Consider the following 22,550-nt stretch of genomic DNA (forward strand, 5'->3'; position numbering starts at 1 on the left):
TTGCCTCCGGCTCGGGGTTAGCACCACCTCTTCCCCCAGGGGACTTCCACCCCCAAGCAATCGCCCATGCTGGGCGCACAACTCGAAGGGCCCGGTCCGTAGACCGGGCCCTTCGTTCCCCCCAGGACTTCTCAAGCTCCCCCCTCAGAAGTCCCGATGCCACGTATGACTCGCGTTCCCCGCAAAGGGTTGCACGGGAATCCGCTTCTTTTTCCGGCAGCCCGACACGTCAGTCCAACGCGTGCCGCACGTAGCGTTCGGCGGTCTCCGCGAGGACCTCCGCGCCGTCGCGGGCCCACAGGTCCTCGTTGAAGATCTCCACCTCGACGGGCCCCTCGTGCCCCGCCGCGTCGGCGAGTTCGCGGAACCCGCGCAGGTCCACGCAGCCGTCCCCGAGCTGGCCCCGTCCGAGCAGCACGCCCTCGGGCAGCGGGGTGATCCAGTCGGCGAGCTGGAAGGCCGCGATGCGGCCCCCCGCACCGGCCCGCGCGATCTGCTCGGGCGCCCGGTCGTCCCACCACAGGTGGTAGGTGTCCACGACGACGCCCACCTCGTCGGCGGGGAAGCGCTCCGCGAGGTCGAGGGCCTGGGCCAGGGTCGAGACGACGCAGCGGTCCGAGGCGAACATCGGGTGCAGCGGTTCGACGGCCAGCCGTACGCCCCGTTCCCGCGCGTACGGGCCCAGTTCGGCAAGCGCCTCCGCGACCCGCTCCCGCGCGCCCGCCAGGTCCCGGCTCCCCTCCGGCAGCCCTCCGGAGACGAGCACCAGCGTCCCGGTCCCCAGCGTGGCCGCCTCGTCCAGCGCGGCGCGGTTGTCGTCCAGGGCGCGGCGGCGCCCGTCCGGGTCGCTCTCGGTGAAGAAACCGCCCCGGCACAGCGAGGTCACTTCCAGCCCGGCGTCCCGCACGAGGCGCGCGGCCTTCTCGACGCCGTACTCCTGGACGGGTTCGCGCCACAGACCGACGCCCGTGATGCCCAGCCTGCCGCACTCCTCGGCGAGTTCGGGCAGGGAGAGCTGTTTGACGGTCCGCTGGTTGATGGAGAAGCGCGCGAGCGCTCCCTCGGGGAACCGGGCAGCGCCGACGGCTCCGGGGTCGCTGGTCACTGGGTCACTCCGTGGACGGCGAGAAGGTGCTGGACGCGGGTGCGCGCGAGGTCGGGGTCGGGGAAGAGGCCGAGCCCGTCGGCCAGTTCGTACGCGCGCGCCAGGTGCGGCAGCGAACGCGCCGACTGGAGGCCGCCGACCATCACGAAGTGGTCCTGGTGCCCCGCGAGCCAGGCGAGGAGGACGACGCCCGTCTTGTAGTAGCGGGTGGGCTCCCCGAAGAGGTGCCGGGAGAGCGGAACCGTCGGCTCCAGCAGCTCGGCGAACCCCTTCGCGTCCCCCGTGTCCAGCGTCCGCACCGCCTCGGCCGCCAGCGGCCCGAGCGGGTCGAAGATACCCAGCAGGGCGTGGCTGAAGCCGCGTTCGTCGCCCGCGATCAGCTCGGGATAGTGGAAGTCGTCGCCGGTGTAGCAGCGCACCCCGTCGGGCAGCCGCCTGCGCAGTTCCACTTCGCGGCGCGCGTCGAGCAGGGAGACCTTCACGCCGTCCACCTTGTCGGGGTGCTCGGCGATGATCCGCAGGAAGGTGCCGGTGGCCTCGTCCAGGTCCGCGCTGCCCCAGTAGCCCGTCAGCGCCGGGTCGAACATGGGGCCCAGCCAGTGCAGGACGACGGGCTCGGCGGCCTGGCGCAGCAGGTGCCCGTACGTCTCCAGGTAGTCCTCCGGGCCCTTGGCGGCGGCTGCCAGGGCACGGGAGGCCATCAGGATCGCCTGGGCGCCGCTCTCCTCGACGAGCGCCAACTGCTCCTCGTAGGCGGCCCGTACGTCCGCGAGCCCGGCGTCCTGGCGCGTGAGCTGGTCCGTGCCGATGCCGCAGGCCACGCGTCCGCCCGTGGCGCTGGCCTCGGCCGCCGAGCGCCGGATCAGCTCGGCCGCGCCCGCCCAGTCCAGGCCCATGCCGCGCTGCGCCGTGTCCATGGCCTCGGCCACGCCGAGGCCGTGCGACCACAGGTGCCTGCGGAAGGCGAGGGTCGCGTCCCAGTCGACGGCGGCCGGGCCGCCCGGATGGGTGTCGGCGAAGGGGTCGGCGACGACGTGCGCCGCCGAGAAGACGGTGCGCGAGACGAGGGGCACGGCACCCCCCGGACCCGCGCCGGGGGCGCGCACGGCGGGCGCGGGCTCGGCGCGGGGCACGTAGTCGCGCAGTTCGCCGGAGGGGCCGGGGAGGCGGAGGGGCGCCGGGCTCACAGGGACAGCTCCGGGACGTCGAAGCGGCGGCCCTCAGTAGAGGAGCGCAGGCCCAGCTCGGCCAGCTGCACGCCGCGCGCGCCCGCCAGCAGGTCCCAGTCGTAGGGCGCCCCGGTGGCGACGTGCCGCAGGAACAGCTCCCACTGGGACTTGAAGCCGTTGTCGAACTCCTCGTTGTCGGGCACCTCCTGCCACTGGTCGCGGAAGGTCTCCGTGGCGGGCAGGTCCGGGTTCCACACGGGCTTCGGGGTGGCCGAGCGGTGCTGTACGCGGCAGCGGCGCAGCCCCGCGACGGCGGAGCCCTCGGTGCCGTCCACCTGGAACTCGACGAGTTCGTCGCGGTTGACGCGCACCGCCCACGAGGAGTTGATCTGGGCGACGATGCCGCCCTCCAGCTCGAAGATGCCGTACGCGGAGTCGTCGGCGGTGGCGTCGTAGGGCTTGCGCCGCTCGTCCCAGCGCTGCGGGATGTGGGTGGCGGCGTGCGCCTGCACGGTGCGTACGCGGCCGAACAGCCCGTGCAGCACGTACTCCCAGTGCGGGAACATGTCCACGACGATGCCGCCGCCGTCCTCGGCGCGGTAGTTCCAGGAAGGGCGCTGCGCCTCCTGCCAGTCGCCCTCGAAGACCCAGTAGCCGAACTCGCCGCGCACGGACAGGATGCGGCCGAAGAAGCCGCCGTCGATGAGCCGCTTGAGCTTCAGCAGGCCCGGCAGGAACAGCTTGTCCTGGACGACGCCGTGCTTGACGCCCGCCGCCTGCGCCGACCTGGCCAGCTCCAGCGCGCCGTCCAGCCCGGTGGCCGTGGGCTTCTCGGTGTAGAGGTGCTTGCCCGCCGCGATGGCCTTCTTGAGGGCCTCTTCGCGCGCGGAGGTCACCTGGGAGTCGAAGTAGACGTCGATGCTCTCGTCGGCGAGCACGGCGTCGAGGTCGGTGGTCCAGGAGTCGAGGCCGTGCCGCTCGGCGATGGCCTTGAGCGCCTGCTCACGGCGGCCGACGAGGACGGGCTCCGGCCACAGCACGCTCCCGTCGCCGAGGTCGATCCCGCCCTCCTCACGGATGGCGAGTATCGAGCGGACCAGGTGCTGGCGGTATCCCATGCGTCCGGTCACACCGTTCATGGCGATGCGCACTGTCTTGCGTGTCACGTGGGCTCTTCTCCTTCGGTCCGCTCGCCCGCCTGGCGACTCTGCCGTAGGGCCGTAGAAAGCGCTTTCTACCTGTTCACGCTAGCCCGCTCGCGTGGGCTTCCACAAGAGGGCCGCTCAGCGCGCCCTGCCGGTGTACGCGAGGCGCACGCCCGGTGGGGCCGCGGCGGGCCCGGTCATCGGCGTGCCGCCCCGTGCCGCGTGCCGTCGACACGCAGCTCGACCGCCGTCAGCGCGACGGCCAGGGGGCCGGGCACCAGGAAGAGGAGCGGCGGCATCGCCCAGGCGCAGACCACGGCCGTGGCCAGGGCGAGCAGGACCAGGGCGCTGCCCGGCAGGTCGCCAGCGGCCCGTACGGCGCCCGTACGCAGCGCGCTCCGCCAGCCGTGCGCCGACGTGGGCGCCGCGCACGCGCGCAGCCCCGCCACCGCGGCGACGGCGCCCACGACGGCCAGGAACAGCCCGAACAGCCCCGCGCCCGGCAGCCCGGCGGCGGCCAGCACCGCGTCGGCCACGAAGAGCGCGGCCAGCGCGAGCAGCACCCCTCCGGCCGCCAGATCGCCGCGCCATGCGCGTGCCCGCAGCGCGGCGGCGTAGCGGCCCGCGGTGCACGGCTCCTCGTGGAGACGGCGGCGCCGCAGCAGCGCGCACGCCGTGGACAGCGCGGCCGGGACGGTCACCAGGGGGAGGCAGGCGACGGCCGTGGCGAGGCCGAGGCTCAGCACGTCGGCGAACAGCTCGAAGCGCGGCCCGAACAGCTCCCCGCGCTCCCGTCGCGCGGCGGGAGCGGGCGCGTTCACGGCCTCCCCGGTGTTCATCGCTTTCATGGCTTTCATGACGGCGGCCTCCCTCAGCCCTTGACGCCGGAGTTCGCCATGCCCTCGACCAGGAGCCGCTGGAAGGCGAGGAAGAAGAGCACGATGGGCAGCAGCGCGAAGACCGACATCGCGAACATCGGCCCGTAGGCGGACTGGCTGGAGGTGTCCACGAAGGTGCGCAGGGCCAGGGTGAGCGTGTACTTGTCCGGCTCGAAGAGGTAGATGAGCTGGGTGAAGAAGTCGTTCCAGGTCCAGATGAAGGTGAAGATCGCCGTGGTGATCAGCGCGGGCCTGGTGAGCGGCAGGATGACGCTGGCGAACGTACGGAAAGGACCGCAGCCGTCGATCTTCGCGGCCTCCTCCAGCTCGCGCGGCAGCCCGCGCATGAACTGCACGATGAGGAAGACGAAGAAGGCGTCCGTCGCGAGGAACTTCGGCAGCACCATCGGCCAGAAGCTGTTCACCATGCCGAGCTGGTTGAAGACGATGTACTGCGGGATGAGCACCGCGTGGTGCGGCAGCATGATCGTCGCGATCATGAACGCGAACAGCGGCCCCCGCAGCCTGAACCGCAGCCGCGCGAAGGCGTAGGCGGCGAGCGAGCAGCTGAGGACGTTTCCGAGCACGGCGCCGACAGAGATGGTCAGCGAGTTGCCGAAGAGCTGGAGCAGGCTGACGCCCTCGATGCCCTCGGCGGCCGTCCCGTAGTTCTCCGTCGCCAGCCGCGAGGGCAGCAGCGCCAGGCTGGCCAGCACCTCGTCCGCGGGCTTGAAGGACGTCGCGACGAGCCAGGCCAGCGGGTACAGCATCACCACGAGGACGGCGAGGCAGCCCGCGTGCAGCGCGAACCGCGCCCAGTTGAAGGGCTTGCGGCGCGCCTGTGCGGGCGGCCCGGCAGGAGGCGCGGCGGGTGGCCCGGCGGGGGCGTGCGCGGTGGCCGGGGAGCCGGTGGCGGACATCAGCGGTCCTCCTCGTTCGCGTAGAAGACCCAGGAGCGGGAGGTGCGGAAGAGCACCGCGGTCACGACGGCGATGGCGAGCAGCAGCACCCAGGCCATGGCGGAGGCGTAGCCCATGTGGGAGGCGGTGAAGCCGCGGTCGTAGAGGTAGAGCGTGTAGAACAGCGTGGAGTCCGCCGGGCCGCCACGGCCGCCGCTGACCGCGTAGGCGGGGGTGAAGACCTGGAACGCCTGGATGGTCTGGAGCACCAGGTTGAAGAACAGGACCGGCGAGAGCATCGGCAGCGTGATGGAGGCGAACTGCCGCCACCTGCTCGCCCCGTCCACGGCCGCCGCCTCGTACAGCTCCCCCGGTATCTGCTGGAGCCCGGCGAGGAAGATGACCATGGGCGCGCCGAACTGCCAGACCGTCAGCAGCGCGACGCTCAGCAGCGCCCAGCCCGGCTGGTTGACCCAGCCGCCGGTGTGGATGCCCACGGCGCCCAGCAGGTTGTCGACGGTGCCGCCGTCGTTGAAGAGCGCCCGCCAGACCAGCGCGATGCTCATGGAGGCACCGAGCAGCGAGGGTGCGTAGAAAGCGGAACGGTAGAAGCCCTTGCCCCGCTTCATCGATTTCAGCGCCACCGCCACGGCCAGCGCCAGGGCGAGCTGGAGCGGCACGGCCACCAGGACGTACAGCAGCGTGTTGCCGACGGACCGCAGCAGCCTCGGGTCCTCGGTGAACATCTGCGTGTAGTTGCGCAGGCCGATCCAGGAGGGCGGGTCGAAAAGGTTGTAGTCCGTGAAGGAGAGATAGAGCGAGACCGCCATGGGCAGCAGCGTCAGCACGCCCGCGCCCAGCACCCACGGCGAGAGGAACACCCAGGCGGCGCCCTCGCGTTCGCGCTTCGGACGGCGTGCCCTTCCCCGTGCGTCCCCGCCGCCCGGCCGGCGCGTGGCCGGGCCGCCACGCTCCCCCGTCCCCCGGGTCGCGGTCCCCTTGCCGACGCCCGTGCCTGTACCCGTACTCGAACCCGTACCCGTACCCGTACCCGTACCCGTACCCGTACTCGCGCCCGACGCTGTCGTCATCACGGCCTCAGCTCCGCTCGTGCCTCGGTCAGGTAGTCCTCGGCGACCTCGCGCGGGCTCGCCTTCTCGAAGGCGACGTGGTCGTAGTCGCGCTGGAAGGTCGACTGGAGCCCGTTGTCGCCGCGCGGCGGCGCTGCGGGCGGGTCCTGGAGCCTGCCCTCCAGGGACTCCTGGAGCCCGGCGACCTGCTTCTGGAACCCGGTGACCTCGGGCAGCACACGCTTGCGCTGGACGCTGTTGACGGGGGTGCCGCGGTCGACGCCGAGGATGTCGGCCGCCTCGTCGGAATTCAGCAGGAAGTCGAGGAAGCGGGCCGCCTCGCGCGGGTGCGCGCTGTTCGCGGCGATGCCCAGCAGCATGGACGGCTTGTAGTACTGACCCGGCGTGCCGTCCTCTCCGGAGGGCATCGGGGCCAGCGCGAGCCGGTCCCCGTACATGGCCTCGTAACCGGCCGACGGCGCGTCCCAGTTGAACTCGGCCACCGCCTTGTCCCGGCCCATCGGGGAGTCCTCGACCGAGCCCGCCATCTGCGTGGTGTCCCTCGCCGCGCTGACGAGGCCCTCCTTGCGGAGCTTCGAGGTGAACTCCCAGAAGCGGACCAGGTCGGACGCGGTGAACGCGGTCTGCCCGTCCTCCCCGTAGAGCCGCTTTCCCTGGCCGCGCAGCCAGACCTCGAACCAGTCCTCCATGGAGCCCGGGTCCGTCATGGGCCGCTCGTGACCGGCCGCCTTCAGCTTGCGCAGCGACGCCGCCCAGTCGTCCCACGTCCAGCCCGCCTTCGGCGGCTTCAGCCCGGCCTTCCGCCACGCCTCCTTGTCGTACGCCATGGCCTGGGTACCTATGCCCATGGGGAGCGCGTACTGGCGCCCGTCGACCTGTCCGGTCTTCAGCAGCCCCTTGTCCATGTCCCCCGTGGGCAGTTCGGCGCGCTGCCCGGCGAGGTCGAGCATCACGTCCGAGCCCGCGTACTGGCTGATCTGGCGGTAGTCGAGCTGGATGAGGTCGGGCACGTCGCTGCCCGCCGCCTGGGTGGCGAGCTTCTGCTTGTACGACTCGTACGTGGAGTACGACGTCTGGATGTCGATGCCGGGGTGGGCGCGTTCGAAGGCGGCGACGGCCTTGTTGGTGCGTTCGGCCCGGTCCGCGTTGCCCCACCAGGTGAAGCGGAGCGTGACCTTTCCGTCCGCCGCAGCCGAGTCCGCCGCGGAACCGCCACTGCATCCGGCGAGCGTGGCACACAGCGCGAGCGCCACGGCCGCCGCGCAGGACGCCCTTGTCCTGGGTCGGGGCATGAGGGGGCCTTTCGGGGATCGGAGCCTTCGGGAATCGGGGGTCTACGGGGGGCGAGGGGCTACGGGTCCGGGGTGGGGAGGGGGCGCCCGGTACCGAGGTTCGGCCCGCTACGGAGAGGGCCGGGCGCCCTGGCGCTGTGCGGCTACTCGCCGTAGTACGGAAGCGTCGTGCCCGGCAGTTCGTACTCGTCGCGCCTGCCGCACATGCCGTACCCGCCACGCCGCGTGGGCCCGGCCGCGCGCACCGTTCCGGCGGCGAGGTGGGCGGCGTCGCCCCGCGCGAGAGCGGTCAACTGCTCCCCCGTGCGTTCGGCCGCCGCCAGGGCGCCCGCACGCCAGCGCTCGCGCCACTCCTCGGCCTTGGGCGCCACGAGGCGCGCCGCGGCCCTGTGGAAGGCGCGCAGCGGCCCGTCGTCGCCGTCCGCGAGCGCCTCGCGCAGCCGCAGATAGCCCTCGACGGCCAGATCGCGCCGCTTGCGCGCGGCGGCCTCCGCCTCCGGGCCCTCCTTGGCGGGCAGCGCGGCGGCCCGCGCGTAGGCGTCCGGGTCCGCCAGCACGTCGGGCGGGAAGGTGAAGACCGCGTCACCGGCCTCCGGCAGCCCGCCGTTCTGCATCAGGACCGTCACCCGCAGATCAGAGCCTTCGACCATCCGGTGCACGGTCCCCGGCGTGAACCAGGCCAGCGCGCCCGGCTCCAGCGGGGTCTCGGTGAACCCCTCCTCCACCGTGAGCGTCTGCACGGCGCCCCGGCCGCCGGTGACGACGTACGCCTCCGTACAGGCCAGATGCAGATGCGGGCTTCCCCCGCACACCCCGTCGGCCGCCTCCCACGGGTAGGCGCTGATGTGCGACAGGCCGATCCCGCCCGGCAGCGGTGCTTCCATCACGAGCGGACCCCCTCACCAGGCGAGCGACGCGAGGTGCCGCTCGATCCGGGCGCTGTCCCAGGCTCCGTCGGCGACCACCACCCGATAGCGGTACGCGAACGTCTCCCCCGGCTCCAGCGGGAACTCCTCGAAGAAGGCCCACGAGAAGGCGACGGACGGGATCGGCTCGGAGCGTACGAACCAGTGCGAGGCGTGGTGCGCCCCGGCGTTCTCCGGCGCGTGCGCGAAGGCGAGCGTGGAGTGCGCGTCCACGTCGTCGTGCTCGCCGACGACCGCGATCCACGGGTAGGCGGAGGCGGGCTTGCCCATGGTCTCCTGGTCGGTGCTGGGGCCCTCGGGCGTCAGCACCCGGGCCCCGGTGAAGTCGCGCGGGCCGCGCCACTGGAGCCCGGTGTAGCCCGCCATCTCCCGCCCCGCGGTGGTGGGCGAGCCGAAGTGGAGCGTCTCGTCCCGGATGTTGGTGAGACGGATCGACCAGTCGATCGCGTACGCGCCCGCCTCCGCGTCCGCCGAGTGCACCGCGACCGTACGGCTCTCGCGCGCCCACTCCTGGCCACCGTGCTCGACCCAGGTGAGCGACTCGGTGAAGTCCAGCCGGTCCCTCGTCGCCTCGAAGGACGTGAAGCCGTCGTGGCGCATGGAACCGACCCGCTCATGGATCGGCAGATACCCCTGGCCATGGATGTAGGAGTTGCCGCCCCAGAAGTTCTGCTCCGACACATGGCTCGCGGTCATCTGGAGGCCCTTGTGCCAACGGTGGTCGTTGGGCCGGTAGCCGCTGACCGTACGGCCCGCGAGCGTACGCAGCGGGTGCACGTACGGCTTGCGCGCCTCGAAGGCCACGGGGTCGGGGGCGTAGACGTAGGCGAACACCTCGGTACCGTCCACGGCGACGACGACGCGCTCGCCGTGTGTGTGGGTGACGGTGAGCGGCGCGGCGGGTTCCGAGGGGGTGGAGGCGGCTGAGGCCGCTGAGGGTGCGGAGGGTGCGGAGGTCTCGGTGATGCTCTCGGTCATGCTGTGGTCACTGCTCCTTCGGTGCGGTGGGGGCCCAGTCGGGGTGACCGCCGTGCATGGCGTCGTAGTAGGGATCGCCGGGACCGATCTCGCCCGCGAGGACGGGGCGGCCCGTGAACGCCGACTTGTAGAGCGCGGCGAGGAATTCAAGGGTCCGGTACGCCTCGCCGCCGCTGCCCGGAGGCCGTTCGCCCTTCTCCATGGCGTCGAGGAACCCGGCGAGCTGTGCGGCGTGCGAGCTGGGCAGATCGGCGGTCGGGGCCAGCCAGTGCGCGGTACGCGCCTCGTCCTCCAGGAGGTGGGGCGCGGGGGTGTAGGACCAGTCGTCGTTGGCGTGCCCGTAGAGGTGCGTCAGCTCGACGGTCGCGTCCGCGCAGTCGATCCGGATGCGGCTGACCTCGTCGGGGCTGAGCACGCTGTTGACGACCGTCGCCATGGCGCCGTCGGCGAAGCGCACGAGGGCGGTCGAGACGTCCTCGCTCTCGATGTCGTGGACGAGCCTGCCCGCCATGGCCCGGATCTCGGTCCAGTCGCCCAGCAGGTGCAGCAGCAGGTCCATCTGGTGGATGCCGTGCCCCATCGTCGGACCGCCGCCCTCGGTGTCCCAACGGCCGCGCCAGGGCACGGAGTAGTACGCGGTGTCGCGGTACCAAGTCGTCTGGCAGTGCGCGACCAGTGGCTTCCCCAGCGCCCTGGTACGCAGCAGCTCGCGGGCGTGTACGGCGCCGGAACCGTAGCGGTGCTGGAAGACGACGGAGGCGTACGGTCCGCCTCCGCCCGTCGCCCCTTCTGACGCCTTCTCCGCCGACGCGATGCGTGCGTACTCGGCGAGGGAGAGGCACAGCGGCTTCTCGCACAGGACCCAGGCCCCGGCGCGGAGCGCGGCCTCGGCCTGCTCGGCGTGCAGGGAGGGCGGGGTGCCGATCAGGACCAGGTCGGGACGTTCGGCCGCGAGCATCTCCGCCAGCCCGCCGTAGCCGGTGACGCCCTCGTCCGCCGCCAGCTCGCGGAACGCGGCGAGTCTCGTCGGGTCGACGTCGACGGCGGCCACGAGCCTTACGCGGTCGGCGTGTTCACGCAGGGCGGGCAGATGACTTCCGGTGACAATCCCGCCGGTGCCGACGACAGCGGCACGGAAGGGGGTCTTCTCCACGGGCATACAGCGAAAGCTCCTCGCCATAGAAAGCGCTTGCCGTCGGGGGGACACTAAGCCTGCCCCTCATGACAGGACAAGACCCCTGCACCACCCGGAACCGATCGGCACGGGGGCGGTTCGGGGGCGGTTCGGGGCGGTGGAGCGGGGGCACGGGGGCGGTGCGCGCAAGGTGTGTACGGGCAGCGCACGCGGGGTGAGAACATGACCTCGCCGACCCCGCACGCGGTTGCCGGAACCCGGGCCACCGGCCCGGACGCCCGGCAACGGGACGTACGGACGCGCGTACGTCCCCTCGTCCGCCCCGCACCCAGGGGCGCGCATCCCGGCCCCTGGGCCCGGCTCCGGGACCCGCGTCCGGGCGGACCGGCACGGGCCCGAGGGGGCAGGCGGCAGGATGACGTGACTTACGGAGGACTCATGGCAGTGACCCTGGCCGACGTCGCGGCCCGCGCGGGGGTCTCGGCGGCCACCGTCTCGCGCGTGCTCAGCGGCAACTATCCCGTCGCGGGCGCGACCCGCAGCCGGGTGCTGCGCGCGGTCGAGGACCTCCAGTACGTCGTCAACGGGCCTGCGAGCGCCCTCGCCGCAGCCACCTCCGACCTCGTGGGCGTCCTGGTCAACGACATCGCCGACCCGTTCTTCGGCATCATCGCCAGCGCGGTGCAGAGCGAGATGGGCGACGGCGGTACGGGCGGGGGCGTGGGCGGCCAGAAGCTCGCCGTCGTCTGCAACACAGGCGGCTCCCCCGAACGCGAACTCACCTACCTCACCCTCCTCCAGCGCCAGCGCGCCGCCGCCGTCGTGCTGAGCGGCGGCGCCGTCGAGGACGAGGAGCACGGCGAAGCGCTCGCCACCCGGCTGCGACGGCTCGCCGCGAGCGGCACCCGCGTCGTCCTGTGCGGCAGGCCGCCGCTGTCGGAGAGCCCGGGGGCGGGGACCCCGGACGCGGAGGCCGACGCCGAGACCGAGGGTCAGGGCGAGGTGAACGGGACCGGCGGGACGGCCGGCCGGGGCGCGTACGAAGCGCGCCCGAACGGCAACGGCGCCGCCGAGGGGCACGGCATCGTCACCCTCGCCTTCGACAACCGGGGTGGCGCCCGCCGCCTCACCGAGCACCTGCTCGCTCTCGGGCACCGCCGCATCGGCTACGTCGCGGGCCCCGCCGAGCGCACCACCACCCGCCACCGCCTGGGGGGACACCGGCTCGCGCTCCAGGAGCGGTTCCCCGAACTGCTGGACGAGGCGGAGCTGCTGACCGTCCACGGCGGCGAGTACAACCGCGCCTCCGGCTACGACGGCGCCCTCGAACTCCTGCGCCGCGCCCCCGGCATGACAGCCGTACTGGCCGCCAACGACACCGTCGCCCTCGGCATCTGCGCGGCCCTGCGCGACCAGGGGCTGCGCATCCCCGAGGACATCTCCGTCGCGGGCTTCGACGACCTCCCCTTCAGCGCGGACGCGGCCCCGGCACTGACCACGGTCCGCCTTCCCCTCCACGAAGCGGGCGCACGCGCCGGACGACTCGCCCTGGGCCGCGAGACCCCGCCCCCGGGCGGCATGGCGACGGTCCGCGCCGAACTGATGGTCCGCGCCTCCACGGCACCCCCACGCCAGGGGGCGGCTGACAGATGACGGCTATCAGACATCAGATCTTGTCAGCCACCCGCGCCCCGCCACCCCTCCCCCACCCTCCCCGTTGCGCCGGATGTGCGACAACAGTGCCGTCACACGGCACGGTTGCGGCACGGACCTTGTCGTACGGGTCCGCTGTCTGATCCTCTGAGCCCATGCGACTCGCTTTCTCCACGCTCGGTGTCCCCGGCCTCCCCATCCGCGAGGTGGCCCGGCTCGCCGCAGACAACGGGTTCCACGGTGTCGAGCTGCGCGCGCACCCGGAGGAACCCGTGCACCCCGGTCTGGGGCTGGCCGAACGGGTCGACGTGGTGGAGGAGTTCAAGGCGGCCGGGGTGGAGATCCTGGCGGTGGCGGGGTACGCGCGCGTCGCGGCACCCGGCGAGGACGACCCCGTACTGGCCGAAGTGCGCTCCCTCCTGGAGCTGGCCCGCGACCTCGGTGCCCCCTTCGTCCGCGTCTTCCCCGGTGGCGGGGACTCCGGCGCGGAGGAGGCCGACGCCACGGCAGCGCGCCGGCTCGCCAAGGCCGCGCCGCTCGCCGCGGACCTGGGGGTGCGCGTACTGCTGGAGACGCACGACTCGCACGGTACGGGCGCTGACGCGGCGCGCGTGGTCGGCGCCGTGGGCCACGCCTCGGCCGGAGTGCTCTGGGACGTCATGCACACCTGGCGGGGCGGCGAGGCCCCGCAGGACACCCACCGGGTACTGGCGCCGTACCTCGGCTACGTACAGGTGAAGGACATCCCCTCGGCCGAGGACACCACTCCCCTGCCGCCCGGACAAGGCGTGCTCCCGCTGGGCGAGGTCGTCGAGCTGCTGACCCGCGCCGCCGACGAGGAGGCGGACAGCCCTCGCGAGACGGACGCCGGAGCACCGGCCGCCGACGCCGGAACCGGAACCGACCCCGTCGCGGGACTCGGCGAAGCCCAGAACCAGGGCCAGGAGCAGGAGCGCGGGCCGCGCGGCGCGGACGCGGGCGGGGGCTGGCTGTGCTGGGAGTACGAGAAGCGCTGGTACCCGCAGGTCCCGGAGCTGCCGGAACTGCTGCCCGGCGTGCGCGACCACCTGATGCGCCTGCTCTCCGCCTCGGCCTGACGCTCCGGCCGTTCCCCGCCCGACGGACCCGACGGGAACCCCCGCGCGGTGCCGTCCGTCTCATCGGAGTACCGCCGGGGCATCCCCGCGGTGCGGTGTCGGCACGCTGCTGGCTGCGTCGCTGACCGCCTCTCCAGCCGCCCGCGCCCGGCGGTGCACCGTCACCGGTGCACCCCCTTCAACGCGCCGGTGACGGCTCCCCTCGCAAAGCCGGAGGGCCGTGCCCGCCGCCGCTCAGCCAGACGCGGTGGCGGGCACAGCCCGGATTCACGAATGCGGCGCTGAGCCCTACGGGCGCAGCATCCGGTCCTGCTTCGCGGGCCGGTCCAGCTCGGAGTCGTAGCGCGTGAGCCGCTTCGGCGTGGCCCCCGGCTCGACGTCCACGCCCGCCCACTTCATCAGCGCGCGGGTGGCGGCGGCCCGGTCGTCCTCGCCGAGCTTGGCGATGTTCGCGCCGTGGTTCTGGCCCGGCGCGACGTAGACGTGCGCGTCCTTGGTCCCCTTGCCGACGCGGAAGGGCTCGGCGCTCCACGGGTCGTTCTCACCGTTGACGAAGAGCATCTGCGAGGAACGGGTGCGCACCCACTTGTCGATGTCCTTCATCGCCTTGTGGTCGAAGCGCATCGGGATGTCCCTGGGGACGTAGGTGCGGGGCACGTTGATGCCCGGGTACTTGCGCAGGTCGTCGAGGAGGGGCTCCTCGTAGTCGGGGGAGCCGAGCTGGGTGCCCGCCTGGTAGTAGTACGGCGTGTACGGCAGCATGCCCTGGTCGGTTCCGGCCGACCAGCCGCCGATCTCGTCGGCCCAGTCGTACAGCTCGTCCGTGGGCGCGTCGGGGGAGGGCACGGTCTCGCACTCGGCGCCGTCGAGGTGATACTGCCAGTAGCCCCACACGAGGTCCTGCGCGACCAGCTCGAACGCGCGGTCCGCGTCGCCCGCCAGCTCGAAGGTGTAGCCCTCGTCCTTGGCCCACTTGGCGATGCGGGAGACGAACTCGTCGCGCCGCTCGAAGATCTCGCGCTGCACCGCGTTGAGCCGGTCGCGGCAGGCGTCGGAGCCGACGTTCTCGAAGAAGTCGTAGTAGGCGGAGTCCTCGTCGTTCTCGACGTCGTTGGGCGCGACGTAGGCGACGGTGCCGTCCATGTCCTTCGGGTAGAAGCGGCGGTAGTACGTCGCCGTCATGCCGCCCTTGCTGCCGCCGGTCGAGATCCAGTTCTCGCCGTAGATGCGGTTCAGGGCCTTGAAGATGCGGTGCTGGTCGCTGGCCGCCTGCCAGATGTCGAGCTTCGACCAGTCGGCAGGGTCGGGCCTGGACGGGGTGAAGAAGCGGTACTCCATCGACACCTGGTTGCCGTCCGTCATCTGCGTGGGTTCGCTGCGACGGGGTTCGGTGTTGAGGCCGTAGCCGCTGGTGAAGAAGACGGTGGGACGGTCCTCGCCCTTGTGCAGGAGGGATATCCGCTGGTTGAACGTCCCCTTGGAGGGGTGCCGGTGGTCGACCGGCTGCTTGTAGTTGAGGATGAAGAAGCGGTAGCCGTCGACCGGCTTCTCCTCTATGAGGCTCATCCCGGGTATCGCGAGGATCCGGTCCTTGATGTCGGTCCTGGCCGCGGTGGCGGCCCCCGCCGACGTGGCGCCGACACCGACGGTGCCTATGAGCACCACGAGCGACAACAACCATCTGAGCGTTTTGCGCATGCGCCCTCCCCTGTGGACAGCAAAGGTCGCGGTGAACCTATCGGTGCGGCTGCCGTCCCGCCAGACCCGACCGCTGCCCCGGCCTCCCCTTTCGCGCCTTCTCACGCGCGTGCACGGGGGTTCGCGGCCTCGCGGCACGGGCCTACGCTGGCTTCCCATGACCGACCTACCGTCACCGCCCCTGGTCACCGGCCCCCGCGACATGGCGCTGCTCGCCTTCGAGCGCCTGCCCGAGTCGCACCGCTTCGACGGGGACGACGCGCCCCTGGGCTACGTCCTGATCGTGCTCCGTCACGAAGGGCACACCCTCATGACGTACCAGCGCAAGCGCGCCTGCTGGGAGCTGCCAGGCGGCGGCATCGAACCCGGCGAAAGGGCCCGGGCCGCCGCCGTACGCGAACTGCGGGAGGAGACGGGGCAGACGGTGCCCGAGGACGCCCTGCGCTTCGTCGGCTACGCGAAGACGGCGCTGGGGCCCACGCGGCACGTGCTGCGCGGCGCGGTCTACGCCGCCCAGGCCCGCTCCCGCGCCCCGTTCACGGCCAACGACGAGGTCTCCGCGATCCACTGGCGCGCGGACGGCAGTCCGCTGCCCGAGGGGCTCGTGCAGACGGTGGACGAGTACGTGGTCGGGCTCTGCGAGGAGGGGTAACAGATGACGGCTGACGGCTGACGGCTGACGGATATCAACTAACAGATTTCAGATAACGACATCTGTCACCTCGCCCCGCCCCCTCAGCTCACTCCCTCACCGTCACCTCCGCGATGCCCGCGGGCTTCTTCGCGTCCTTCGAGGTGACCGAGACCCTGACGTACCGGAAGGGCTGCTCGCCCTTGTCCTCGCCCTCCGGGCGCCAGTGGTCGCCGTCGGCCGAGACCTCGACCGTGTGGCTCTCCGGTGCCGTCCTGGACCACCGTGTCTTGACGCCCCCGTCGCCGTCCACGTCCACGGGCCTGCCCAGGTCGACCGTGAGCGCCCCCTTCTTGCCGTCGGGGGTCCAGGCGGTGGCATGGCTGCCGTCGACCGCGGCACCCGCGTACATGCCGGGCTGTTCCGAGGACGCCTCGGCCTTGTGGCAGCGGGCCAGGTTCTCCGTCGGCTTCAGGTCGGGGCGCCGGGTCTTGAGCGTCAGCGGCGCGCCCTGGCTGACGACCTGGTCGCCCTGCGGGGTGTCCACCGTGAAGGGCTCGCCTTCGGTCAGCCGCACCGAGGTCTGGTGGGCGCCGAGCGCGACGTCGTACGTGCGGCCCTGCCAGCGCAGCCCCCGCAGTGTGACGCCCTCCTTGAGCTGGGGCGGCAGCATCGGGTCGAGGCGCAGCTTGTCCTCGCGCATCCGCTGCCCCGTCAGGCCGTTGGTGAACACCTGGAGGAAGCCGCCCTTCCCGGTGAGGAAGTCCTGCGCGGGCGACCCGGAGAGCGGGTCCTCCGCGCCCGCCTTGTCGCCGCGCGCCTCAGAGAAGACGGAGAACGGGCCGCGCATGAACGGCCGTACGGACCGCTCCAGATAGGTGTAGGCGGAGCAGCCGGGCTCGTCCGTGTCGGCGGCGTCGATGGCGTGTACGGAGTCCGTCATGGCGGGCCCGTCCGGGTCGGTGCGCTCGGCGTAGTAGTCGAGCGTCCTGGCGGCGGTGGCCTTGGACATGGGCCACTCCAGGGGGTAGCGCAGCAGCACGGTGTCGGCCTGCTTGATGAGGGTCCCCTTGTAGCCGTCGTACTGCTGGAAGACGCCCTTCTCCTTGTCGTAGGGGATGCGCAGCTTGTCGGCGACGGCCGCCCACTTGCCGGGGACGGGCTCGCCCAGCAGCCGCGCCGCGCGGATGGTGTGGCGCAGGGTGGTGGCGGCGCCCGCGTTGGTGAAGACGGCGTCGTCGACGCCGTTGCTGTACTCGTCGGGGCCCGCGACGTTCTTGACGGAGTAGCTGCCGTCGCCGTTCCTGGTGGCGCGGTCCGCCCAGAACTCGGCGATGCCCTTGAGGACGGGCCAGCCGCGTTCGCGCAGCCATGTGGTGTCGCGGGTGGCGAGGTAGTACTGCCAGGTGGCCAGGGCGATGTCGCTCTGGAGGTGGTTCTGGGTGCGGCAGTGCGGCGGGTCCCAGCTGTGGCATTCCTTCCACAGGTCGCCGTGGCTGCCGGTGTTCCAGCCGTAGAAGAGGCCGGAGTGGCCGAGCCTGCGCGCGTTGGCGCGGGCGCCCTCGCGGGTGCGGTAGCGGTAGTCGACGACCGACTTGGCCAGTTCGGGGCGGGTGGCCAGCAGCCCCGGGTACATCCACGTCTCGGCGTCCCAGAAGACGAGGCCCGCGTAGTTGTCGCTGCTCAGCCCCGTGGGGGCGATGCTGTCGTCGGCGCCCTCGCGGGTGCTGGCGAGGAGCCCGTACTGCGTGGAGCGGAGCCACTTCTGCATCTCGGGGCGGCCGTTGACCTCGACGTCGCTGCGCCACAGCTCGCGCCAGGAGGCCGCGTGCGCCGCGTACATGCGGTCCCAGCCCCGGTCCGCGGCCTCGCGCGAGGCGGTGAGGGCGCTCTTCTCGGGCGAGCCGGAGGTGAGTGCGGTGTCGACGCCGACGTACTTGGTGAACTCGTAGGTGTGGCCCCGTCGCGCGGTGAAGGAGACGTGCTGCTTCGCGGTCAGCTTCTTCGCGTCGTCCGCCCTTTGTTCACTCCTTGTACGCACCTCAGGTCCGGGCCGCAGGGTGGAGGCGACCGCTCCGTCGGTCTTCGTGCCGTCGGTGCGGAAGGTGACGTCCATCGTGCCGCCGTCGTCCGCCGCATGGGCGCCGCCCGCCGTACGCGCGCCGTCAGCCGTGCGGTCGCCGCCGCCCGTCTGGGAGACGCGGCGCGCGCCGCGCCCGTCGAGGACGTCGGTCACGCGGGCCTCGCCGCTCCAGTGCGGGGTCATCCGCAGCCTGACGGCGCCCGCGTGCGCGTGGTCGCGGTCGGCGAGGACGTCGTAGGTGAGGTCGGTGGCGCGGCCGTCGGACGCGGTCCAGGTCAGCGAGGTGCGGACGACGCCCTCACGCATCCTGAGCGACTGGGTGTAGCGGGTGATACGCCCCTTCGGGGTGCCGGAGGAGAACGTCTCGCCCGCTTCGCCGCCGGTGGCGACGTTCAGCCCGGTCCAGGTGGGGAGCGCCGCGAGGGCCTGCCGGTTCTCGGCGGTCTCCTTGTTGTGCGCGTAGAGCCCGGCGACGAAGGAGCCGTCGTAGCGCGGGGTGAACAGGGGCCAGCCGGTCTTCTCGCCGGTGGCGGCGTAGCCGGAGCCGTGGGGGGCGACGCGCTGGCCGAGATAGCCGTTGCCCACGTAGGCGTGGTAGCTGTCCTCGGCGTCGATCCGGTGCGAGGAGAGCGTCCAGCCGCCGGGGGACGAAGCCGGGAACGCGGCGGGGGTGCGGACTTCTTGTGGGGGGTGGCTCGGCTGGGCCGCCGACGACGCCTGGGGCACGGCGGCCACGAGGGCGCAGGCGAGCGTCGGGGCCACGAGACGTGCGGGTCGAGGCATGGGAGGAACCTAAAGTTGTGAACATGACGAGTCAATAGATCTCGCCATGCGTACAACCCTTGAAAGATCAACGGTTCGGGTGAGGGTGGCCCCCTCACCCGAACCCGCCGTCACGCCCTCACGCCATCACGCCATCACGCCGCCGCCGGCTGCGTCTCCCCCGTGAACGTCCGCCACAGCCGCGCGTAGTGCCCGTCGCGCGCCACCAGTTCGTCGTGGGTGCCGTCCTCCACGACCCGGCCGTGGTCCAGGACGACGACGCGGTCGGCCCGTGCCGCCGTCGTCAGCCGGTGGGCGACGACCAGGGTGGTGCGGGTGCCGGAGAGCCGGTCGGTGGCCTGGTTGACCAGGGATTCGGTGGCCAGGTCCAGCGCCGCCGTGGCCTCGTCCAGCAGCAGCACGTCCGGGTCGACCAGCTCGGCGCGGGCGAGCGCGATGAGCTGCCGCTGCCCGGCCGAGAGGTTCCGGCCGCGCTCGGCGACGGGGTGCAGATAGCCGTCCGAGAGTGAGGCGATCATGTCGTGCGCCCCCACGGCGCGCGCCGCCGCCTCGACCCGTGCGTCGGTGGCGTCGGGCAGCCCGTAGGCGATGGCGTCGCGCACCGTCCCGGGGAAGAGGTACGGCTCCTGCGGCACGACGCCCAGCCGCTGGCGGTAGCCCGTCAGGTCCAGGGTGCGCAGGTCCTCGCCGTCGGCCAGTACCGCGCCCTCGGTGGGGTCGTAGAAGCGGGCCACGAGCTTGACGAGGGTGGACTTGCCCGCGCCGGTCTCGCCGACGAAGGCGACGGTCTGGCCCGCCGGGACGGTCAGGTCGATGCCCGAGAGCGCCTCCTCCTCGTGGGCGCCGCCCTCGGCCGTCGTGTAGCGGAAGTGCACGTCCCTGAAGGCGATCTCGCCGCGCAGCGTGCCCACCTCGCGCGGGTGCTCGGGCGCCGGGGTGCTGGTCCGCTCGCACAGCAGCTCCTGGATGCGGCCGAGCGAGACCGACGCCTGCTGGTAGCCGTCGAAGACCTGGGAGAGCTGCTGCACCGGGGCGAAGAACAGCTCGATGTAGAGGAGGTAGGCGACCAGCGCGCCCGCCGTCAGCGTGCCGTTCTCGATCCGGCCCGAGCCGACGATGAGCACGGCGGCTGTGGCGAGGGAGGCCAGCAACTGGACGAACGGGAAGTAGACGGATATCAGCCACTGGCCGCGCACCCGGGCCTGCCGGTACCCGTCGCTGCGCCGCGTGAAGCGGTCGGCGCCCCGGTCCTCGCCGCGGAACGCCTGGACCATGCGCAGCCCGGCGACCGACTCCTGGAGGTCCGCGTTGACGACGCTGACCCGCTCCCGCGCCAGCTCGTACGCCTTCACGCTCTTGCGCCGGAAGAAGACGGTGCCGACGACCAGCAGCGGCAGGGTCGCGAAGACGACCAGGGCGAGCTGGACATCGATGACCAGGAGCGCGACGAGTATGCCGAGGAAGGTGAACACGGAGACGACGGCGGTGACGAGACCGGTCTGGAGGAAGGTGGACAGCGCGTCCACATCGGTCGTCATACGGGTCATGACGGCGCCGGTCAGGTGCCGCTCGTAGTAGTCGAGGCCGAGGCGCTGGAGCTGCGCGAAGATCTTCACCCGGAGCGCGTAGAGCACCCGCTCGCCCGTGCGTCCCGTCAGCCGCATGGAGCCGTACTGCGCGCCCCACTGGGCCAGGACCACGGCGAGCGCGAGCCCGGCCGCCGTCCACACGGCGCCCAGCGCTGCCTTCTGCACGCCGTCGTCGATGCCGTGCCGGATCAGCACGGGCAGCAGCAGCCCGAACCCGGCGTCGAGCGCGGCGAAGACCAGGGCGACCGCCAGGGCCGCGCTGAAGCCGCGCAGCAGGCGCCTGAGCCCGTAGGACTCCTCCTCCCGCTCGGCCTGGTCCTCGTCGATGCCGGGGGTGTCGTTCGCGGGCGGCAGTGCCGCGACCTTGGCGAGGAGTTCCGGGCTGCCCGGCATGTCGGCCATCTGCGAGGCGAAGCCGCCCGGGCGGCCCGCGGTCGCCGCGGACGAGGCGGCTCCGGTGGGGGTTCCGGTTCCCTTCTCGCCGTCCTTCCCACCCGTCTCGTCGGGGCGTACCCACAGTTCGGGCGTGACGCCGCCGACCGCCTCGTGCGCGTCGTGGCCCGCGGCGCCCGCGGGGTCGCGGTCGGTCTCGCCCAGTTCGTCGGGGTCGGTCAGCAGCCGCCGGTAGAGGGCGCAGCGCGCGGTCAGCTCCTCGTGGGTGCCCGTGTCCACCAGGCGCCCGCCGTCCAGGACGGCGATGCGGTCGGCCAGCGCGAGCGTCGACTGCCGGTGCGCGATCAGCAGCGTCGTACGGCCCGCCATGACGCCGCGCAGCGCCTCGTGGATCTCGTGCTCGACCCGCGCGTCGACGGCCGAGGTGGCGTCGTCCAGGAGCAGCAGCCGGGGGTCGGTGAGGATGGCGCGGGCGAGCGCGATGCGCTGCCGCTGGCCGCCGGAGAGGGTCAGGCCCTGCTCGCCGACGGTCGTGTCGTAGCCGTAGGGCAGCTCGGATATGAAGCCGTCGGCCTGGGCTGCGCGCGCGGCCGTGCGTATCTGCTCGTCGGTGGCGTCGGGGACGCCGTAGGCGATGTTCTCGCGGATGGACTCGGAGAACAGGAAGCTGTTCTCGGGGACGAGGCCGATGGCGGAGCGCAGCGAGTGCAGCGTCAGATCGCGCACGTCGTGCCCGCCGACGCGGACCGCGCCGCCCGTCACGTCGTAGTAGCGGGGCAGCAGCAGGGACACCGTCGACTTGCCGCTGCCGCTGGTGCCGACGACGGCCACGGTCTCGCCCGGTTCGACGCGCAGGCCGAAGCCGTCGAGCACGGGGCGGTCCTGGTCGTAGCCGAAGGTGACGTTCTCGAACTCGACGGACGCCTCCGCTTCCTCGGGCAGCTCACGCGCGTCCGGCGCCTCCGCCATCTGCGGCTCGGTGTCGATGAGGTCGTAGACGCGCTCGACGCCCGCCCTGGCCTGCTGCCCGACGGTGAGCATCATCGCGAGCATGCGCACGGGGCCGACCAACTGGGCGAGGTAGGTGGAGAAGGCGACGAAGGTGCCCAGGGTGATCTGTCCGCGCGTGGCCATCCAGCCGCCCAGCGCCAGCATCGCGACCTGCCCGAGGGAGGGGATGGACTGGAGCGCGGGCGTGTAGCGGGAGTTGAGCTTGACGGTGCGCAGCCGGGCGGCGAAGAGCGTGCGGCCGATGTCGCGCAGCTTCCGCTTCTCCTGCGCCTCCTGGCCGAACCCCTTGACCACGCGCACCCCGGTGACCGACCCGTCGACTACGGAGGCGACGGCTCCGGCCTGCTGCTGCGCGTACCAGGTGGCCGGGAAGAGGCGGGCGCGGCTGAGGTTCGCGATCCACCACAGGAGGGGGAAGACGGCGAGCGAGACGAGGGTGAGCAGCGGGGAGAGGCTGACCATGACGACGAGCGCGATGGCGAAGAGCAGCACGTTGCCGAGCATCATCGGCACCATGAAGAGCAGGCTCTGGACGAGCTGGAGGTCGCTGGTGCCGCGCCCCACGACCTGCCCCGTGGACAGCTCGTCCTGGCTGCGGCCGTCGAGCCGGATGATCGAGCGGTACATGTCGGTACGCAGGTCGTGCTGGACGTCCAGGGCGAGGCGGCCTCCGTAGAAGCGCCGCGCGTAGGTCAGCACGTAGACGACGACGGCCGCGGCGACCAGCAGGCCGATCCACAGCCACATGCCGCCCTGGCCGCCGACCACGACGTCGTCGATGATCACCTTGGTGAGCAGCGGTACGAGCGCCATGATGCCCATGCCCGCGAGCGAGGTGCCGAAGGCGAGCAGCACGTTGCGCTTGTACTGCCAGCAGTACGCGGCCAGCCGACGGGCCCATCCGGTGCCCTTGCCGACTCCGGTTCCGATTCCGGTTCCGGCTCCCGTGCCGGTTCCTGTTCCGGTTCCGTTCTTGGTGATGCCGCCCGCCTTG

General features: G+C 72.3%; 16 protein-coding genes. 3 read left to right on the plus strand and 13 right to left on the minus strand.

Annotated elements, in window-relative coordinates:
• Positions 1 to 229: 229 nt before the first annotated feature.
• From ACYVOO_RS30930 to ACYVOO_RS30975, 10 genes are all read right to left on the minus strand, one after another.
• Positions 230 to 1,105 carry a sugar phosphate isomerase/epimerase family protein gene (locus ACYVOO_RS30930; protein WP_461019026.1) on the minus strand — a complete coding sequence of 292 codons (876 nt, stop codon included), beginning with the start codon at positions 1,103 to 1,105 and terminating at the stop codon, positions 230 to 232.
• Complete coding sequence (locus tag ACYVOO_RS30935; RefSeq protein WP_461019027.1) at positions 1,102 to 2,292, minus strand: dihydrodipicolinate synthase family protein; 1,191 nt, start codon at positions 2,290 to 2,292, stop codon at positions 1,102 to 1,104. The genes ACYVOO_RS30930 and ACYVOO_RS30935 overlap by 4 nt, the downstream gene beginning before the upstream one ends.
• The gene (locus ACYVOO_RS30940; RefSeq protein ID WP_461019028.1) at positions 2,289 to 3,440 is read right to left on the minus strand and encodes a Gfo/Idh/MocA family protein; all 1,152 of its coding nucleotides are present in this window, start codon (positions 3,438 to 3,440) and stop codon (positions 2,289 to 2,291) included. The genes ACYVOO_RS30935 and ACYVOO_RS30940 overlap by 4 nt, the downstream gene beginning before the upstream one ends.
• A 176-nt stretch (positions 3,441 to 3,616) precedes the next feature.
• Positions 3,617 to 4,276 (minus strand): hypothetical protein, encoded by a 660-nt coding sequence (locus ACYVOO_RS30945; protein ID WP_461019029.1) that lies wholly within the window; start codon positions 4,274 to 4,276, stop codon positions 3,617 to 3,619.
• A gap of 14 nt (positions 4,277 to 4,290) precedes the next feature.
• Entirely contained in the window at positions 4,291 to 5,217 is a 927-nt protein-coding gene (locus tag ACYVOO_RS30950) for a carbohydrate ABC transporter permease (protein WP_461019030.1), read from the minus strand.
• Positions 5,217 to 6,287 carry a carbohydrate ABC transporter permease gene (locus ACYVOO_RS30955; protein ID WP_461019031.1) on the minus strand — a complete coding sequence of 357 codons (1,071 nt, stop codon included), beginning with the start codon at positions 6,285 to 6,287 and terminating at the stop codon, positions 5,217 to 5,219. Before ACYVOO_RS30955 ends, ACYVOO_RS30950 begins: the two co-directional genes overlap by 1 nt.
• On the minus strand, positions 6,287 to 7,579 hold the full coding sequence (locus ACYVOO_RS30960) for an ABC transporter substrate-binding protein (RefSeq protein WP_461019032.1): 1,293 nt from the start codon (positions 7,577 to 7,579) through the stop codon (positions 6,287 to 6,289). The genes ACYVOO_RS30955 and ACYVOO_RS30960 overlap by 1 nt, the downstream gene beginning before the upstream one ends.
• A 143-nt stretch (positions 7,580 to 7,722) precedes the next feature.
• Positions 7,723 to 8,463 (minus strand): cupin, encoded by a 741-nt coding sequence (locus ACYVOO_RS30965; RefSeq protein ID WP_461019090.1) that lies wholly within the window; start codon positions 8,461 to 8,463, stop codon positions 7,723 to 7,725.
• 15 nt (positions 8,464 to 8,478) lie between these two features.
• Entirely contained in the window at positions 8,479 to 9,483 is a 1,005-nt protein-coding gene (locus ACYVOO_RS30970; protein ID WP_461019033.1) for a DUF6807 domain-containing protein, read from the minus strand.
• A gap of 7 nt (positions 9,484 to 9,490) precedes the next feature.
• Positions 9,491 to 10,642, minus strand: coding sequence for a Gfo/Idh/MocA family protein (locus ACYVOO_RS30975; RefSeq protein ID WP_461019034.1), 1,152 nt, complete (start codon positions 10,640 to 10,642; stop codon positions 9,491 to 9,493).
• 414 nt (positions 10,643 to 11,056) lie between these two features.
• Between ACYVOO_RS30975 and ACYVOO_RS30980 the strand changes: the two genes are divergently transcribed.
• Positions 11,057 to 12,271 (plus strand): LacI family DNA-binding transcriptional regulator, encoded by a 1,215-nt coding sequence (locus ACYVOO_RS30980; RefSeq protein WP_461019035.1) that lies wholly within the window; start codon positions 11,057 to 11,059, stop codon positions 12,269 to 12,271.
• 155 nt (positions 12,272 to 12,426) lie between these two features.
• Positions 12,427 to 13,368, plus strand: a complete 942-nt coding sequence (locus ACYVOO_RS30985; RefSeq protein WP_461019036.1) for a sugar phosphate isomerase/epimerase family protein — start codon at positions 12,427 to 12,429, stop codon at positions 13,366 to 13,368.
• Between the two features lie 288 nt (positions 13,369 to 13,656).
• Here the strand turns inward: ACYVOO_RS30985 and ACYVOO_RS30990 are convergent, their stop codons facing one another.
• Entirely contained in the window at positions 13,657 to 15,066 is a 1,410-nt protein-coding gene (locus ACYVOO_RS30990; RefSeq protein ID WP_461019037.1) for a S28 family serine protease, read from the minus strand.
• A 157-nt stretch (positions 15,067 to 15,223) separates the two neighbouring features.
• Here ACYVOO_RS30990 and ACYVOO_RS30995 point away from each other — a divergent pair, with 157 nt between their 5' ends.
• Entirely contained in the window at positions 15,224 to 15,718 is a 495-nt protein-coding gene (locus ACYVOO_RS30995) for an NUDIX hydrolase (protein WP_461019038.1), read from the plus strand.
• 88 nt (positions 15,719 to 15,806) lie between these two features.
• Here ACYVOO_RS30995 and ACYVOO_RS31000 read toward each other — a convergent pair whose 3' ends face one another.
• Together ACYVOO_RS31000 and ACYVOO_RS31005 are read right to left on the minus strand one after the other, a co-directional pair.
• On the minus strand, positions 15,807 to 18,563 hold the full coding sequence (locus tag ACYVOO_RS31000) for a glycosyl hydrolase family 95 catalytic domain-containing protein (protein ID WP_461019039.1): 2,757 nt from the start codon (positions 18,561 to 18,563) through the stop codon (positions 15,807 to 15,809).
• A 134-nt stretch (positions 18,564 to 18,697) separates the two neighbouring features.
• Positions 18,698 to 22,486, minus strand: coding sequence for an ABC transporter ATP-binding protein (locus ACYVOO_RS31005; RefSeq protein ID WP_461019091.1), 3,789 nt, complete (start codon positions 22,484 to 22,486; stop codon positions 18,698 to 18,700).
• Positions 22,487 to 22,550 lie beyond the last annotated feature (64 nt).

This window comes from Streptomyces daliensis (assembly GCF_054782395.1).